Raw genomic sequence first — 17,733 nt, 5'->3', positions numbered from 1 at the left:
GTTTAAACAACCCGTCTTTCCTTATTGAATTAATAGATATTATACTTTTCCTTTTAAGTCCGCATCCATAGCGGCGGCGGCCTTACGACCGTCTCCCATCGCCAGAATCACGGTAGCTCCACCACGAACGATGTCACCACCGGCATACACATCGCCTAAAGCGGAACGCATACTGTCTTCCTCCACTACGATCGTACCCTTCTTGCTCACCTCCAAGCCTCCAAAGGCACGGGGTATTAATGGATTCGGAGATACACCGACGCTAACGATCACCTCATCCACATCAATTGTTTCGATAGCGCCCTCGATAGGTACCGGACGACGGCGACCAGAGGCATCCGGCTCGCCCAATTCCATCTTCTGCAAACGCATCTGTTTCACACGGCCTCTTTCATCACCTATATATTCAATCGGATTATGAAGCGTCAAGAACTCCACACCTTCTTCCTTCGCATGTTTCACCTCTTCCAGACGGGCAGGCATCTCCTCCTCGCTACGACGGTAGACGATCATAGCACGCTCAGCACCCAGACGACGAGCGGTACGGACAGAGTCCATAGCGGTATTTCCTCCACCGATCACGGCCACCTTCTTTCCTTGTAGCACCGGCGTATCACTTTCCGGATTCGCCGCATCCATTAAGTTTACACGGGTCAAATACTCGTTGGACGACATCACGCCCACAAAGTTCTCACCCGGAATGTTCATAAAGTTAGGCAGACCGGCGCCACTTGCCACAAACACGCCCTTAAAGCCATCCGCATGCAAATCATCATAACTGATCGTCTTGCCCACGATACAATCTTTCTCAAACTGTACGCCCATCTTCCGAAGACCATCAATCTCCACGTCCACGATCTTATTCGGTAGGCGGAACTCCGGGATACCATATTTCAATACACCACCGATCTCATGCAATGCCTCGAACACAGTCACATCATATCCACGCTTCGCCATATCTCCGGCAAAAGACAATCCGGCAGGACCGGAACCTACCACGGCAATCTTGATACCGTTCTTCTCCGCGATCTCCGGAACCGAGATATTACCGCTCTCACGTTCGTAATCAGCGGCGAAACGCTCCAAGTAGCCAATGGCAACCGCTTCCTTACCCATTTTCAAATGGATACACTTGCTCTCGCATTGTTTCTCCTGCGGACAGACACGACCGCAAACAGCGGGCAGGGCACTTGTCTCTTTCAAGGTCTTAGCGGCCTCCAAGAATTCCCCACGCTCGATATTCTTGATAAAAGTAGGTATATTGATATTTACCGGACATCCCTGCATACAAGTAGGATTCGGACAATCCAAACAGCGCTCGGCCTCTTGCATGGCCTGTTCTTTTGTCAAGCCTAAGTTAACTTCCTCCAAACGGGTACGACTCCGGTATTCCGGGTCCAACTCGTTCATCTTCACACGGGGGATATCCGCACGTTCTTTATTTTTCTTGCTTCTGCGAAGTGCCTCCCGCCAAGGTTCGGCACGACGAGCAGCGATTAATTCTTCTGTTGTCATGATTCAATTACGTGGTTTCGTTATTTCTTCTCTATATCCTTATAAGCGCCGAGACGCATGATCATCTCATCAAAATCCACTTGATGAGCATCGAACTCCGGTCCGTCCACACAAACGAACTTGGTCTTCCCGCCTACCGTGATCCGGCAAGCTCCGCACATACCCGTTCCGTCCACCATGATCGTATTCAAGGAAGCTACGGTAGGAATCTCGTATTTCTTTGTAAGAGCGGAAACGAATTTCATCATAATAGCCGGACCGATCGTAACGCATAAATCCACCCTCTCCCGGTTGATCACGCTCTCCACGCCATTCGTCACCAAGCCTTTCGTACCATACGATCCGTCATCGGTCATGATAATTACCTCATCCGAGTTTTGGCGCATCTGCTCCTCAAGGATCACCAAGTCCTTGGTACGGGCCGCCAATACGACGATCACACGGTTTCCCGCCTTATGGAAAGCCTCCACGATCGGCAACAACGGAGCGACACCTACGCCACCACCGGCACAAACAACCGTTCCAACCTTCTCGATATGGGTAGCCTGCCCTAACGGACCCACCACATCCGTGATATAGTCACCCTCGTTCAATTCACAGATCTTACGGGATGAGCCGCCTACCGCTTGGATCACCAAGGTGATGGTACCTTTCTCGGTATCCGCCCCGGCAATGGTAAGAGGTATACGTTCGCCTTTATCGCCAACCTTCACGATCACGAAGTGACCGGCCTTGCGGGAGCGGGCGATCAAAGGAGCCTCGACTTCCAGCTTCACCACGTTGGCTGAGAAATGTTCTTTACTTACAATCTTATTCATTATAATCGCTACTGTTGATAGTTTGTCTTGTTTTGCTGGCAAAAATAAGATAAAAAAGTGAATATAGCCCTATTTTCCTTAACAAAAGGCTTTATTCAAACAAACCTTCATCACGCACTAACATCAAAATAGCGGAATGAGGGACAATCAAGAACTTTTCGTCATTAAAATTGATCTCGTAAGCGGCATTCTGCAAATAGACAGCCAAATCACCTTCACGGGCTTGAAGCGGCAAGTATTGCACCTCCTCCCCTTTCTTTTTCTCCCAGACCTCATGCTCCTCAGATTGAGAAGGCAACGGATATCCGGGCCCCGTCTTTATGATATAACCCGCTTGTATCTTCTCCCCTTGTTGAACCGAGGGAGGCAGATACAATCCGGTCTTCGTCTGGCTCTGTGGATTCTTAGGCTTAATCAATACTTTATCGCCTATCATCAGGAATTTATCGATGTCTTTTTGATCTATGGATAGTTGCATGATTATAAGATGTTAAATTTTTATTTCGCGAACTTACGGAAAGTTTACCGAACAAAAAACCCTGTTCGTTGAATAAATCCGCTCGTTCACAGATTATATTTTCCTAAGTTTTTCCCTTGATTTACATTTGCACTGTTAGAACTTGTGAAAGCCATAACAATCCGGTTCATCATACAGACCGGCAGAATAGGTAAACATTAAGGAAAAGGGCACTTTCGGGTGCCCTTTCTCATTTATCCCCATCAGAAAACAATCGGATTCTATCAAAAGTTGTTCACCGATAAAAAACACGATTTCACAGAATAAATCCGCCCATTCACTGACTTTTATTGCTCAGACTCTAAACAAACTTTAATATTGAACCTAGTTTACTATACTTTATTAACCTATTTTATTATGAAACACAGACATGCGATCTTTAGAAGCAGGCTGGGACTAGCTTTATGCTTTATGTTGGCAGGCGGTGCTATCATACCGCAAAGTTCCGTATTAAAAGCGGAAACCTCCGTTACGCAACAATCCCGGAAAATAACGGGTACGATCACCGACGCTAAAGGAGAGCCCCTATTAGGTGTTAACGTAGTCGTAAAGGGTACCACGAACGGAACGATCACCGATCTGGATGGTAAATACGTATTAGAAGTAGAGCCGAATGCCATTCTGGTCATCTCTTACATCGGGTACGTAACTCAACAAACACCTGCAAGCGGGAACGTCATGAACATTACCTTAAAGGAAGACACCCAAAATCTAGACGAGGTAGTCGTTGTCGGTTACGGTACCCAACAGAAAAAGGACATCACAGGTTCCGTAGCGGTTATCGATACCGAAGAGCTATTGGCGTCTTCCGGTTCTTCCGCCACACAACAGTTGCAAGGTAAAGCGGCGGGCGTAAACATCGGTACCTCCGGTGCTCCCGGTTCAGCCACGATGGTACGCATCCGAGGTATTAATTCCATCAATGACAACGGACCTTTGTATGTTATCGATGGCGTATCCACTCGTGACCAAGACCTAAGCTCTATCAATCCCAATGACATCGAGAGTATGCAAGTATTGAAAGACGCCTCTTCCGCTGCGATCTACGGAGCGCAAGCAGCGAATGGCGTCATTTTGATCACGACCAAGAAAGGGACAAAAACGGGACAACCGAGATTAACCTATGACGGATATTACGGTTTCTCTAAAACAGGTAAACGCTATGACGTCTTAAACGCTTATGACCGTATTGATGTTGAATGGCAAGCCTCGAAAAACAATCTGGACCTAACGGGAGCTAGCGCCAACGGAGAATTACCTTACCACCAGCAATTTGGAAGCACTTCCGACTCTTGGGTTAATCATCTACCCAATTACATGACCGTAACCGGCGCCGGTGGTAGCACCTCCATCGATCCTAGCGATTACGATCAAGCGAACAACGTAGTCTATGCGCCCGTAGGCGATACGAACTGGTGGGATGAAATCAGCCAACTCGGTTGGATGCAAAATCACCAGTTGTCCTTGTCTGGAGGTACCGATAAAGGGCAATACACCATGAGCATGAACTATTTCGACCAGCAAGGTACCGCTATCGAATCTTATTTCACACGCTATCAAGCACGTGCTAATTCATCGTATAACGTCCGCCCATGGTTGCGATTCGGAGAGAACCTAACTTATAGTTTTAGCAAAAACAACGGACTTAGCTTCTCAGGTACAGAGTCCAACATCTACTCATGGACTTATCGGGCCTCTCCTTATGTACCGGTTTATGACTATGCGGGCAATTATGCAGGCTCCTTATTCGCCGGGACCGGCAATTTCCAGAATCCTGTAGCTATTCATGAAAGAAATAAGGATAATTATGCCACTACCCAACGTGTATTTGGCAACGTGTATGGAGAAGCAGACCTATGGACCGGGCTGACTTTTAAAACAAACTTCGGTATCGATTATCGTAATGATTATTCTTACTCGATGACCAAGAACAACCCGGAGTTCTCCGAGTCCGGTGGCCAAAATAATTTCTACGAAAGTAATTACTTCAATTATCGTTGGGTTTGGACCAATACGCTATATTTCAGCCGGACATTCAATGAGATCCATTCCTTGAACATCTTATTGGGAACAGAGGCTATTCGGGATGGTTTAGGCAGATCCCTCAACGCACGTAGATATAACTATTTATTCGAAGACAATACCAATACATACACCTTGGATATGGGCGAGAACAATAGCCAACGTACCAACTCTTCCACTTACAATGGAGAATTCGCGCTATTTGGTATGTTTGCCCGTGCAGACTATGGATATAAGGATAAGTATCTATTAACCGGTATTATCCGCCGGGACGGTGTTTCCCGTTTCTCGGAAAGTAATCGTTACGGAGTCTTTCCTTCTATCTCCGCCGGTTGGCGTATGTCAGAGGAGGCATTTATGGAACCAAGCCGAGATTGGCTGGACGACTTAAAGATACGAGCCGGTTACGGCGTCACGGGTAACTCAGAGATTCCTGTCGCGACTAATTTCGCCAATTTGTTCACGACCAGCACCTCCTATACGAATTACGACATGACCGGAGCGAACAATAGCGAGACAACCGGATTCCGCCTCAGTACCTACGGTAACACTGATACGAAATGGGAAATGACCAAGATGGTCAACTTGGGTCTGGACGCGACCTTCCAGAATGGTAAATTGAGCGGTTCATTCGAATGGTATACGAAGAAGACATCCAATATGTTGATACAAGCGGCCTACACCTCGATGGCCGGAGAATCCGGAAGCCCTTATATCAACTTCGGAGATATAAAGAACACCGGTTTCGACTTCATGTTTAATTACCGTGACCGAAAAGGAGACTGGGCATGGGATCTATCCTTGAATTTATCCCATTATAAAAATGAGGTCTTGAAACTCGCGGAAGCTGACGATTATTCTCTATGGGCTAGCGGTACGCGCATCGAAGGATACGTAACCCGTACGACAAAAGGACATGCCGTGTCTGAATTCTGGGGGTTGAAGCAAAATGGTTTTTATGAGTCCGTAGCCGATGTTATGGCAACCAAGCCATTTGGACAAAGTGATATCACAGAGGCAGACGCTGCCGCTTATGTCGGCCGCTTCCGTTTCGAGGACTTGAACGGAGACGGCAAATTGGATGATAGCGACCGGACCTTTATCGGCTCTCCTCATCCGGACTTAACCGGAGGCCTCAACGCCACGTTAACATGGAAAAACTGGGACTTTACTATGTTCTGGAACTTCTCTATCGGCAATGACTTATATAATAACACAAAATATTTTACCGATTTCTGGACTTTCAACGGTAATAAATCCTCACGCCTCAGAGATCAATCATGGACATTGAATGGCGATAACAGTAATGCTATCCTTCCTATGCTGAATACGGAAGATAACTATTCCGGAGCTTATTCTAGCTCTTATTACGTAGAAGACGCCTCCTTCTTACGCCTGAAAAATCTCGTATTGGGATATTCCTTGCCAAAGGAATTACTCAAGAAGGCCGGTATCCAGAATCTCCGCCTGTACTTACAAGCCGAGAATATCCTTACGATCACCGGATATACAGGCTTAGACCCAGAGTTTACCAACGCTTATTTACGGCAAAGCGATTCTGACAACGATGGAGCCGGACGTGTAGACTTAAAAAGAGGAGTCGATATGGGAGGCTGGCCAACAACCATGCGGTTCTTATTGGGCGTGAATTTTACTTTCTAAATCCATTTTATAATAAAAACGACTAGTATGAGACATAAAATATTAATAGTAAGCGCAGCTGCTTTATTTACCTTGAGTTCTTGCGGTGAAGATTTCCTGTATAAAGCTCCTCAAGGCAGTATTGACCAAGAAGCATTAACAAACGCAGAAGGGGTTGAGTTATTGGTGGTCAACGCTTATGCCGGTTTGACCCGGCCGACCGGATATGACAATATGTTCAACTGGGTATTCGGCGGTGTATACGGAGGTGACGCCAATAAAGGCTCCGAATCCAATGACCAATCCGTATTGAACTCCGTAGAGACGTATGCTGTCACCGCCACAAACGATTATTTACTGAATAAGTGGAAAGACGCGTATTATGGAGCACAACGTTGCAACTTAGCGCTCAATGTGATGAAAGAAGCGGCAGATATGGACGAGACGACCAAGGCCAACCGGACCGCGGAGCTGAAATTCTTACGTGCCCTATTCATGTTCGAAGGGGTAAAGATTTTCGGACCGACCGGCATGCCCTATATCGATGAGACGATCGCCGCTGAAGAAAACGATCCGAAAGTTCATAACGGTACGGATATCTATCCTAATATTTTAGCAGACGTAGAAGCGGCCATTGAAGGATTGCCCGAAAAACAGACCGAAGTGGCACGTCCTACGAAAACAGCGGCAAAAGCGTTAAAGGCTAAAATACTGATGCAGCAAGGTGATATGGCAGCCGCCAAACCCATCTTGGCCGATATTATCGCAAACGGATTAAGTCCTAAAGGAGAGAGATTGGCCTTACAAGATGATCTGGACGCAAATTTTAACGCAACTACCGAAAATGGGAAAGAGTCTATCTTTGAGGTACAATTCTCTGTCGGAGCCAATAATAACGGGAATTACGGATTTTTACTGAATTATCCTCATAACACAGGCCCCGGTGGATGTTGCGGATTTTATCAACCCTCTTACGAATTGGTAAACTCATTCCAAGTAGACGAAAATGGGCTTCCTTATCTTGAGGGAGAGTACAGAAATAAAAAATCCGTGACAGAACGTGTTACCGATTATGATTACATCTCTAAGAATGATAAGACGATCGCCGTAGACCCTCGTCTAGATTTCGCCGTAGGACGTATGGAGATTCCTTATAAAGATTGGGGATTGCCCGCTAATGATTGGGTACGAAATGTAAGCAGCGGTGGGGTATTCCTACCCAAAAAGCATGTCTATAGCAAAGCGGAACAGGATGCCGGATTAGCTGGCTCCACCTATTCATCCGGCTGGGCTCCCGGTTCTGCCATGAATTTACAATATCTATGCCTACGTGATTGTAAATTGTTATATGCGGAATGCCTAGCGAACGACGGAGAATTAAGTGCCGCCATGCAGCAAGTAAACGATATCCGTGAACGTGCAGCCAAACCGGACAATATCATTTATTTGGAAGACGGAACGCCTGCCGCCAATTATTTGGTGAAACCTTATCCATCCAGTCACGCCGCATTCAGCAACAAGGAAACTTGTATCAAGGCGATTCATATGGAACGTAAGCTGGAACTTGCGATGGAAGGACAACGATTTTTCGATCTGGTTCGTTGGGGAGGTGATTATATGAACAAGGAATTGACGGCATATATAAATTATGAGAAGCAATACCTAACTAAATTCTATGGTGTATCCGCTCCAACCGCTTCTAAGACGATGTTCCCGATTCCCGAGACAGAGATCCAGACCGCAGGAAACGATGAGAACGGCCAAGCTTATCTGGTACAAAATGATGCTTGGAAATAGTCCAATCTCATCCTTCTTATAAACAGAAAGGCGGGCTTCCCGAAAGAAAGTCCGCCTTCACGATTCTTTGTATCTACATTAAATAGAACGTCCCTTGAACACATTCGACTCGCTCGAAGGATAGAGATTTCCCGTAAAGGATATACGGTTGCTATTAAAGTTAGGTGATACCGTGGCAGTACATTTATTCGTACCTTTCGCCATACGGAACGTAACCCTAGCGGATACCGCTACACCCTGCACATTCATCTCGTACATAACGTTTCCTTTTTTGTCAGTCTTCATCTGTACACCGGAAGTTGTTCCATCAACCGTTATACCTCCTATTCCGTTAGGACCGGCCGCCGGAGTATTAAACGCTAACTGAATGGTAGCCTTCTCACCCTTCACCGAAACGAAGTTCGTGTTCGGAGTAACATAAACAAAACTACCGCGCTTAAACTCTATACGATCCGCTTCCAATACGAAATCCTTATTCTTCAAAGCTTGCACCGCTTGTTCAAACAATGCGTTAGCCTCGGCTTCCTCCGCAGCTTTCTTCGCTGCCTTCTCTGCTTTCTTTGCTTCTTTCTCAGCCTGCTTCGCAGCTTTCTCCGCTGACTCGTCCTGCTGTGCCATCATCGACCCTGCACCAAATAATAAAACGGCGAGCAATAATACAATCTTCTTCATATTAACTCATTTTTAAAGGTTTGTCTATAAAAGTACTTTTATACATACAATAAAAATACAATTAACATCGACATAAGTTCATCTTTAACCCTTATTTTTCACGTTTTTAACATGATACCATAAAAAGCCCCATGCGGTTACCGCCGCAATGAAATCGGAGAAAGGTTGCGCTAGCCAAACGCCATCCAATCCCCAGATCGGAGGAAATAGCAGGATAGCCGGTATCAGGAATAAAACCTGCCGACTTAGACTCAGAAACATCGCTTTCCATGCGACACCGATACTTTGAAAAAACTGGCTGATCGTAATCTGGGAACCGACAACGAAAAAGACCAGCATCGTCAGACGTAATCCATTGTCCGTAATCGACACCAATTCGGCATCCGTCGAGAATACGCTAACGATCAGTCTAGGGAATAATAAACTGACGATACATCCTACCCCTGTAATCAAGGTCGATACTATAATAGACAACCGCAAGGTAGCCAATACCCGGTCATGATGCCCAGCGCCATGATTAAACCCGACAATCGGTTGCATCCCTTGGGCGATACCGATAATCAACATAACCAGCAGCATGGCGATACTGGAAATAATACCGCTGGCACCAATCGCCAAATCGCCTCCATTCTCTTTCAACGCATGGTTCATGATCACCACAACCACACTGCCCGCCAGCTGCATGGAAAATGGAGACATGCCGATCGTAAATATATTCCAAATAATGGGACCTTTCAACCGGAAATATTTCGTATGGAAACGTACGATACTATCCTTGCTGATAAAATGACTCATCACGAAAGCGGCACCGGCAGCCATGGAGATCACCGTAGCGATAGCGGCACCCTGTATCCCCATATCCAGCCAAAAGATAAAGATCGGATCTAGGATCACGTTCAAGACGGCACCGATCATCATCGTGAACATCGCCTTTTTCGGATATCCGGAAGCACGCATCACGGCATTAAAGCTAAAGCTTAATGTAGCCAGCAAATTACCCGGGACAGCGATATATAAATAGTCTTTCGCATAAGGTATCGTCTGCTCACTTCCTCCGAACCACATTAACAAATCATCCAAGAAAATCATACTGGGGATAATCGTCAAGGCTCCGATAATGAATGTCAAAATGAAAGCGTTTCCTAATACGTTATCTGCCAGATCATTCGCCTTACGGCCTAGATGAATGGAGACCCTTGTAGCGGCTCCCGCGCCGATCAACATTCCAAATGCCTGCATAAAGAGTAGTATCGGGAAAGTCAAAGTCAATCCGGAGATAGCTAGCGCACCCACTCCTTGTCCGATAAATATACGATCTACTATATTATAAAGAGCATTAACCATGGTCCCGATAACGGCGGGAATTGCGTAATGTACCAACAAACGGCCTATATTCTCATTTTCCAGCCGCCATGTAATCTCATTTGACATATATAACTTATGATTTATGAATTATGATTGAGATCATCTCCGCCACACTTCCTACGATTCTCGTGCCCTCTTCCGCAGGGAACTGAATACGCAGGCTATCCGGAGCATTACAATAAACACTTATATAATCCTCGCTAACCGACGAGGGCTTAAAGCCATTCCGGATCAAGGCATTCCCAACCCAATAAGAAGTCATAAAATCCCCCGCAACCCCAATAAGCTTTGCTGGAGCTACCGTATTCAATTTCCCGGTATTCGGATCAAACACGATTCCTTCCTTACTGAAGAACGTCTCAAACGCTCCTCCCATAATCAGGTCTTCCGGCGTTCCGCAAGCCATCGGACGTTTTTTCTCTTGCAGCCACAGGCAATCCCCCAGCTGGATCGCCAAATCAAGATCATGCGTCGATAGCAGAATCGCTTTTTGTTGCTCTACCGCTAAAGTATGTAACAAGACCATAGTCTCTATCCGACTTGTCACATCTAAAAAGGCCGTCGGCTCATCCAACAATATGATGGGGCATTGCTGTGCCAGCGCTTTGGCGATCATGGCTTTCTGACGCTCGCCATCACTAAGTTCCGACACATAATTATAAGCCTTATGAGCGATACCGGCGGCAGCAAGCGATTCCTCGATAATCCTGCGATCTTCCTGCCTTAATTGTCCGAAAAAGCCGGTATAGGGATGTCTTCCTAAAGAGACCAACTCGTAAACCGTTATTCCACCGGCATTTGTCTTCTCTGTCAAGACAACTCCCACCAGCCGTGAGAAATTACCTTGTGAATAAGAATTCAGCGGCTTCCCCATTAGCTCGATTTCTCCTCCCAGAGGAGGTTGAAAACCACATAATGTCCTCAATAAGGTAGACTTTCCCGCTCCATTTAATCCGAGAAGACAGGTCACTTCACCCGGATATAGATTCAGATCCAACGCATCATGCACGCGCTTTTTCTGTCCGCCTTTCAATATATACCCAATACTTAAATCACTTGTCTTTATCACAGGGATCCGTTCCATAGCCACTAATTAAAATATTGAATATTTTTCCGGTTCACGATTACGTAAATAATAACAGGCGCCCCAAGCATAGGGGTAACGGCATTCAATGGCAGGATCGTATTACTGCCCGGTACCACCATCAGCATATTACATAGAAGAGCAACGCAGGAACCTGTCAGCATTGTAACTGGCACCAACATCTTATGATTGGAAGAGCCTAACATCAACCGGGCGATATGTGGAACTGCTAATCCGACAAAGGAAATGGGGCCGCAAAAAGCAGTAGTTGTAGCCGTTAATACTCCCGTACACAAAAGAATCGCAATCCGTGTTCGTTTGATCCGGATACCTAAATTAGCGGCATACATTTCTCCCAATAATAAGGCATTCAAAGGCTTGATCAGCAAGATCGCTAATAACAGCCCGATTAACGCACAAGTTCCAAAGAATGGTAATTGTTCCAAGGATACACCGGAAAAATTACCAAGCCCCCACATCACGAACGCATGTACCCGGTCTGTAGATGAATAATAATTCAAGATAGAAATAACCGAAGAAGCTAGATAGCCAATCATGATTCCGATAATCAGAAGCATGACATTATTCTTCACTTTTGCCGAAAAATAGATAATCAGTCCCAGTATCACGCAAGCCCCCACAAAGGCCGCGAGGATTACCGCCATATATCCGCTGATCGGCCAATCCGTGAACTGCCCCAACGTACCACCGAAATAGAGCATGATAGCGGCTACTCCAAGATTAGCGCCATCACTAATGCCCAATATGGAAGGTCCCGCCAACGGATTCCGGAACAATGTCTGTAATAGCAACCCGCTGGTAGCCAAGGAAGCCCCCGCCAATAATGCGGTTATAGCCTGAGGCAAACGAGATTGCAACACGATATTCTGCCATGCGATCTTATCAGATCCCTTCCCCAGCAAAATATCCATCACGTGATCCAAAGGAATCGGTACGGCCCCATACGCCAGCCCCCCAACAAAAAGCCCCAAAAGAACCACCCCTAATAACGGATAAAAAAGTAGCGCTTGTTTGTTCATGGCGCAAAGGTATACAAAAAAGCGGAGTTATACAGTGAATGGTAAATCAATAAAAAGGCCATCCCTTACAGTAAGAGATGGCCTAAATTATTCTTAGTTATCCGATTCTTTTATTTTGAGAATGCCGCATAACCCGGATTCTGTTTTAAGTTCGGATTCACCTGCCAAGCATCCTGCGATACAGGTAACAACTTCAAGTAGTCATCAGCTTTACGCTCACAATTAGATTGCGGCCACATTCCTGTAGTGAAACATCCGAAACGGATATCATCCTGACGGGAATAAACCTCCCACGCTAATTCCAAACGACGTTCCAATTGTACTTCCTTCAAAGTTACAGTCGCATAATTATGGTCGCTATTGCCATATCCTCTCTCACGAATCGTATTCACCAAAGCGGTAGCTTCACTAACACTTCCCCCTCCGCGTAACAAAGCTTCAGCTTTCATTAAATAGATATCCGCCAAACGGAAAATATGGAAATCATTTCCCATAGAACTTGTCAAATCCGAAGCGAACTCCCACTTGAAGCAACGAGCTCCATCATGCTGTTCCACGGCACTCCAATTGGTTCCATCATATTCCATGCCCGGAATCATGTTCACATCGATCGTATGGTTCAATTCGTTGTTATGATCGGTCATAATCGGCTTGCCTGTTGATTTGTCTATCATCAAGCCAGTCAAGAACGTACCGTCCAAGCGAGCGTCTTCCTCATCGAACAAACGTACATACTCCGGTTGAGCGCAAATACCATTCCAAGTACCACTAGCGGTAATACCCAAAGACAGATAATCTTTATAATGCAACGTATTATTGTGCAACTCATTCTTCACGTTTCCATCATTACCCGTATCACTGCTAGAGAACGTAGCGGCCAAGATAGCCTCCTTTGAATTCTCATTTGTCACGGAGAAGTTGTCTTTCCAATTAGGCTCTAAGATATATCCCATAGCCATCACCTTATCACAGTTATCGATAACTTTCTGATAAGCGTTACCGGAGAACGTAACCCCCCAAGCCTCAGCGTTCAGATACAGTTTTGCCAACAATGAATAAGCGGCACCCTGCGTAAATGAACCATAATTCTCAGTTGTAGCCGGAGGACAGATATCCTTGATTTCCTCTACTTCCTGAATCAACCAATCAAATACTTCCTGACGGGAAGAATTCCCCGGGAATACTTTATCCGTAGGGTGGAACTCCGTCAGCAAAGGAATATTTCCCCAATAATCCATCATCACATAGATCCAGAAAGCACGGACACCACGCAAGTCTGCCACGTCTTGAGCCTTCTCCTCTTCGGTAAGGATCTCTGAGTTCTGCAATTTACGGATAGCCTCGTTACAAGTACCAATCGCTTCTGTGGCCGCTTTCCATGCGCTTTTAACTCTTGAGGTCTGAGAGGTCCATGTATGCATATAGATTTCCCGGTATTGACCACCATCATACCAGTCACCACCTCGACGAGTCGGAGTCACAGCCATAGAACCGGAGCATTCGGACAAATGCATATACTCTGTCCAAAACTTCTTCATCGTATTATGTGAGTTACCGATCAAAGCATTCAACTCGGCCGTTGACTGGCCAAAATCATCAGCGGGCAACTTGTCATATACTGTTTCATCCAAGTCCATACAGGAAGAAAGTCCTCCTAATAAAAACAATCCAGTTATAAATGATAATATAGTTTTCCGTTTCATAATAAGCTTATCTTTTTAATTAGAATGTTAAGTTAACACCAAATGTAAATGAACGTGCCTTCGGCATGTAGTTACGAGGTTCAATACCCGGAGACAAACCTGCGTTGTCATCGCTAGCCTCACCACGGAAATTCTCAACTTCTGGATCCAATCCTTTATAACCTGTAATCACGAATAGATTCTGACCGGCTACATATAAGCGAGCCTTATCCAACCAATCGATTTTCTTCGTATTGAATGTATAACCAATCGATAAGTTATCCAATCGCAAGAATGAAGCGTTTTCTACATAATAAGAACATACACGAGAGTTTTCACTTAATGTCAACAGATTATCGTTATCCATTACATTCGTTCCATCGATATATGTATTATTACCGTAAGCTGCCAATGGGTTGTTCAATACCTTATTGCCAATTGTTCCACGGAAGAAGAAACTTGCGTCCCAGTTTTTCCAGTTGAATGTGTTATTCCAACCATATGTCAAATCAGGTTGAGCGTCACCAACATACGTACGGTCATCATCCGTGATCTGTCCGTCACCATTTATATCCTCAATGATAAATTTACCATTCTCATCAAGGCCATTACATTTCAGCATGAAGAACTGTCCGACCGGGCGACCTTCCTCAACTACGTGTGAAGTCACACCTGAAGCACCGCGAATCCAAGGATCACCCACGTAAACACGTCCCGTAGAGAACAATTCATTAGACAGTTTTGTGATCTCATTCTTGTTATGAGCAAGATTGAGAGAGGTTGTCCACGTAAAGTCCTTATTACGGATCACGTCTAAGTTCAATAAGATCTCAACACCTGTATTCTTCATATCACCTACATTCGCTTGAATCTGATTGTATACGTAAGTAGGAGTAGAAACCTCATAGTTGTAAAGCATATCTTTCGTACGCTTGTCGTACCATTCGATCGTACCGCTCAAACGACTATTGAACAAGGTGAAGTCCAAACCGATATTTAACATAGCAGTCTGCTCCCATTTCAAGTTCGGGTTCGCGTTCTGTGAAGGACGGAAAGCTGTCGGCCAAGATCCGTTGTTATAATAAGTACCAGAAGCTGAATACAAATCCAATGACTTATAAGGTCTCAAACCATCTTGGTTACCGGTAATTCCGTAACCTGCACGTAATTTCAAATCATTGATCCACTTCGTATCTTTCATGAAAGACTCTTGGCTGATACCCCAAGCAGCGGAAACTGAAGGGAAAGTACCCCACTTATGGTTAGCACCGAATTTGGAAGAACCATCTCGGCGAACCGTAGCCGTAATCATATACCGCTCTTTAAAGCTATAATGCGCACGAGCGAACAAAGAGATCAGTTTATATTCATTCCGGCTGGAAGTAACATTACCGATCTTCAGCAAGTTTCCGGATTGGATATTATCAGCGCCCATCGATCCTACGGCGAAATTCGTAGCCTCCGATTTCTGGTCGGCGTACAAGTTATTTTCCCAAGAATAACCAACGATAGCATCGACCTTATGCTCCTCTGCCGAGCCAAAAGCTTTCGTATAATTAGCGGTCCACTCTAACAAGTTACGATCCCATAGTCTATTACGACGGATTGCCTTACCCGTATCACCCTGTCCACGAGAGTTCCGAGGATCTTGCCATTCGCTATAGTCAGATGAGAAACGGCTCTTATACAGGTTCACCTTGGTTGTCAGTCCATCCAAAATAGAGAACTGTACATCACCTTGTCCATAGAAGTAGTTATTAGCTGCTTTCTTATAGTTCTGATCTTGGTTCTGAACCGGGTTACCTTGATCATAATTGTGGTTGGCATCCGTGAAATAAGAGCCGTCCGCATTATAAACCGGATAAACCGGAAGCATATTGTAAGCCAAGATATAGTCATCAGAAAACGGCATCTGCATATCCGTCAGCGTTGCGGCACCCGTTAATCCAATACGTAAACGGTCGTTGATAGCACGTTGCTGGAACTGGAAACGGAAGCTATGACGAGTCATGTAGTTATCGCGAGCCACACCGTTACGATCCAAGAAAGTATAAGAAGCACGATAATTACTCTTAGAAGAACCACCCGACAAAGAAAGAGCGTGTTGTTGAGAAACACCTACACGAGTCATCTCATCGAACCAATCCGTGTCCGAGTTGTACTTATCATAAGTAGAGATATCTTTACCCAACGCCTTATTAGCGGCACGCCACTCAGAAGCGTTCAACATGTCGGGCTTGTTCGCAATGGTAGAGGCGGTAAGATAACCATCATAATTGATCTGGGTTCTGGAACCGGAACCTCTCTTCGTTGTGATCAAGATTACACCACCAGCGGCACGAGAACCGTAAATAGCGGCAGAAGAAGCATCTTTCAATACAGAGATTGACTCAATATCCGAAGGTGATACAGTAGACATATCACCACCCGGAACACCATCGATCACGATCATCGGGCCTTGGTCGTTCTGCAAGGTAGAAGTACCACGTAATTGAATCTGGGAACTACGAGTTACATCACCGGAACCAGACGTAATAGTCAGACCCGCTACCTTACCTTGCAGCAAGTCGGACGCGTCACGATTCACTCCTTTATTAAAATTTTCCTCGGAAATGTTCGCTACGGAACCGGTAATCTCCCTACGAGTCTGCGTACCATAACCGATAGCTACAACCTCTCCCAGATTCACGACAGAGGCACCAAGCTTAACATCTACGGCAGAGCGCCCTTTCACAGCTTCCTCTACCGAGTTGTAACCGATAAAAGACACTTGGAGAATTGCTTTTTTCAGGTCATTCACACTAAGGGTGTAGTTACCGTCAATATCAGTGATGGTACCGTTGGTAGTACCTTTTTCCACGATATTCGCCCCGATAATAGGCTCACCTAGTTCGTCCAGAACTTTTCCTTTAACAGCGCCAGACTGGGCAAAAGCGGCTGTCATGCAAAAAGACATTAACACGGAAAGTATGGCTACATTCCAGTGTTTGAAAGAATCAAAGATTTTCTTTCGTTGCATAATTACTTAATTTTTAGGTTAACGATCATTTAATTCACAAATACAATTGAGAATTTCCATGGCAAATGTAACTTAATTTTTTAAAATAAACTATGATTATGTAAAAAAGTAAGGAAAATCAAACAGGAGGTCTTTCGGTAGATCAAAATAAATGTCAACGGATAAACCTAAAGAGTGACGTTTTCATTTCGATAAGCCACTTATAGTGACACATCCTTTTCCCCGACAGGCTCATCTACAAACATAAATAAGGAGAAAATCGTTTCTTTAGTGGTTTTAAGGTAGAAAAAGAGTACTTTTCCCTCGATTACAACCCTGTTGTAAGATACTTACAGTAGTATTATAAGGTACTTACGGTAGTGTTGTAGCATACTTCCGACTGTGATTCGCATCACTTCCGAATGAAAAACCAATCACTTCCGAATAAAAAAGCCTCCTTTTACTTGTTAAGCAAGAAATAGAGGCTCTCTTTTTCGCTGGAAGAAAAGGGAGGGAAACGATATACATCTACAAGACAAGGTGTTGCCATTATTTTCATTCAATTTCGGAAGCCTTACGCCC

The 17,733-nt window shown here is 45.1% G+C and carries 11 protein-coding genes; 2 read left to right on the top strand and 9 right to left on the bottom strand.

The genetic code is table 11. The annotated features are described in order from the left end of the window. Positions 1-39 precede the first annotated feature (39 nt). The 3 genes from gltA to BDI_RS18400 all read right to left on the bottom strand — a co-directional run bounded on the left by gltA (position 40) and on the right by BDI_RS18400 (position 2,811). Entirely contained in the window at positions 40-1,515 is a 1,476-nt protein-coding gene (gene gltA / locus BDI_RS18410; protein WP_012056133.1) for an NADPH-dependent glutamate synthase, read from the bottom strand. Positions 1,516-1,535: 20 nt separating this feature from the next. Further along, positions 1,536-2,333 (bottom strand): sulfide/dihydroorotate dehydrogenase-like FAD/NAD-binding protein, encoded by a 798-nt coding sequence (locus BDI_RS18405; protein WP_008779313.1) that lies wholly within the window; start codon positions 2,331-2,333, stop codon positions 1,536-1,538. Positions 2,334-2,424: 91 nt separating this feature from the next. After that, a complete protein-coding gene (locus BDI_RS18400; RefSeq protein ID WP_005859009.1) occupies positions 2,425-2,811 on the bottom strand; it encodes a co-chaperone GroES in 387 nt (128 codons plus the stop codon). 396 nt (positions 2,812-3,207) lie between these two features. Between BDI_RS18400 and BDI_RS18395 the strand changes: the two genes are divergently transcribed. Together BDI_RS18395 and BDI_RS18390 are read left to right on the top strand one after the other, a co-directional pair. After that, complete coding sequence (locus BDI_RS18395) at positions 3,208-6,534, top strand: SusC/RagA family TonB-linked outer membrane protein (RefSeq protein WP_012056132.1); 3,327 nt, start codon at positions 3,208-3,210, stop codon at positions 6,532-6,534. Positions 6,535-6,561: 27 nt separating this feature from the next. Beyond that, positions 6,562-8,310, top strand: coding sequence for a RagB/SusD family nutrient uptake outer membrane protein (locus BDI_RS18390; RefSeq protein ID WP_005859014.1), 1,749 nt, complete (start codon positions 6,562-6,564; stop codon positions 8,308-8,310). A gap of 78 nt (positions 8,311-8,388) precedes the next feature. Here the strand turns inward: BDI_RS18390 and BDI_RS18385 are convergent, their stop codons facing one another. The 6 genes from BDI_RS18385 to BDI_RS18360 form a co-directional block, all read right to left on the bottom strand. Then, positions 8,389-8,982 carry a DUF4251 domain-containing protein gene (locus BDI_RS18385; RefSeq protein ID WP_012056131.1) on the bottom strand — a complete coding sequence of 198 codons (594 nt, stop codon included), beginning with the start codon at positions 8,980-8,982 and terminating at the stop codon, positions 8,389-8,391. Positions 8,983-9,066: 84 nt separating this feature from the next. Beyond that, positions 9,067-10,413, bottom strand: a complete 1,347-nt coding sequence (locus BDI_RS18380; protein WP_012056130.1) for an MATE family efflux transporter — start codon at positions 10,411-10,413, stop codon at positions 9,067-9,069. A gap of 7 nt (positions 10,414-10,420) precedes the next feature. Further along, complete coding sequence (locus tag BDI_RS18375; RefSeq protein WP_012056129.1) at positions 10,421-11,431, bottom strand: ABC transporter ATP-binding protein; 1,011 nt, start codon at positions 11,429-11,431, stop codon at positions 10,421-10,423. Positions 11,432-11,436: 5 nt separating this feature from the next. Beyond that, on the bottom strand, positions 11,437-12,471 hold the full coding sequence (locus tag BDI_RS18370; protein WP_008779308.1) for an iron ABC transporter permease: 1,035 nt from the start codon (positions 12,469-12,471) through the stop codon (positions 11,437-11,439). 110 nt (positions 12,472-12,581) lie between these two features. Continuing rightward, positions 12,582-14,174: a RagB/SusD family nutrient uptake outer membrane protein gene (locus BDI_RS18365; RefSeq protein ID WP_005859095.1), complete on the bottom strand. Its 1,593-nt coding sequence runs from the start codon at positions 14,172-14,174 to the stop codon at positions 12,582-12,584. 19 nt (positions 14,175-14,193) lie between these two features. Then, complete coding sequence (locus BDI_RS18360; RefSeq protein WP_005859097.1) at positions 14,194-17,172, bottom strand: SusC/RagA family TonB-linked outer membrane protein; 2,979 nt, start codon at positions 17,170-17,172, stop codon at positions 14,194-14,196. Positions 17,173-17,733: the final 561 nt, after the last annotated feature.

This window comes from Parabacteroides distasonis ATCC 8503 (genome assembly GCF_000012845.1).
Classification (GTDB): Bacteria; Bacteroidota; Bacteroidia; order Bacteroidales; family Tannerellaceae; genus Parabacteroides; species Parabacteroides distasonis.
Note: the sequence above shows the minus strand (reverse complement) of the source record. Positions and strands in the feature narration are given on the sequence as shown.

Bases quoted from the DNA above. Each gene is read 5' to 3' on its own strand.
- gltA (WP_012056133.1), bottom strand. From the start codon at position 1,515: ATGACAACAGAAGAATTAATCGCTGCTCGTCGTGCCGAACCTTGGCGG.
- BDI_RS18405 (WP_008779313.1), bottom strand. From the start codon at position 2,333: ATGAATAAGATTGTAAGTAAAGAACATTTCTCAGCCAACGTGGTGAAG.
- BDI_RS18400 (WP_005859009.1), bottom strand. From the start codon at position 2,811: ATGCAACTATCCATAGATCAAAAAGACATCGATAAATTCCTGATGATA.
- BDI_RS18395 (WP_012056132.1), top strand. From the start codon at position 3,208: ATGAAACACAGACATGCGATCTTTAGAAGCAGGCTGGGACTAGCTTTA.
- BDI_RS18390 (WP_005859014.1), top strand. From the start codon at position 6,562: ATGAGACATAAAATATTAATAGTAAGCGCAGCTGCTTTATTTACCTTG.
- BDI_RS18385 (WP_012056131.1), bottom strand. From the start codon at position 8,982: ATGAAGAAGATTGTATTATTGCTCGCCGTTTTATTATTTGGTGCAGGG.
- BDI_RS18380 (WP_012056130.1), bottom strand. From the start codon at position 10,413: ATGTCAAATGAGATTACATGGCGGCTGGAAAATGAGAATATAGGCCGT.
- BDI_RS18375 (WP_012056129.1), bottom strand. From the start codon at position 11,431: ATGGAACGGATCCCTGTGATAAAGACAAGTGATTTAAGTATTGGGTAT.
- BDI_RS18370 (WP_008779308.1), bottom strand. From the start codon at position 12,471: ATGAACAAACAAGCGCTACTTTTTTATCCGTTATTAGGGGTGGTTCTT.
- BDI_RS18365 (WP_005859095.1), bottom strand. From the start codon at position 14,174: ATGAAACGGAAAACTATATTATCATTTATAACTGGATTGTTTTTATTA.
- BDI_RS18360 (WP_005859097.1), bottom strand. From the start codon at position 17,172: ATGCAACGAAAGAAAATCTTTGATTCTTTCAAACACTGGAATGTAGCC.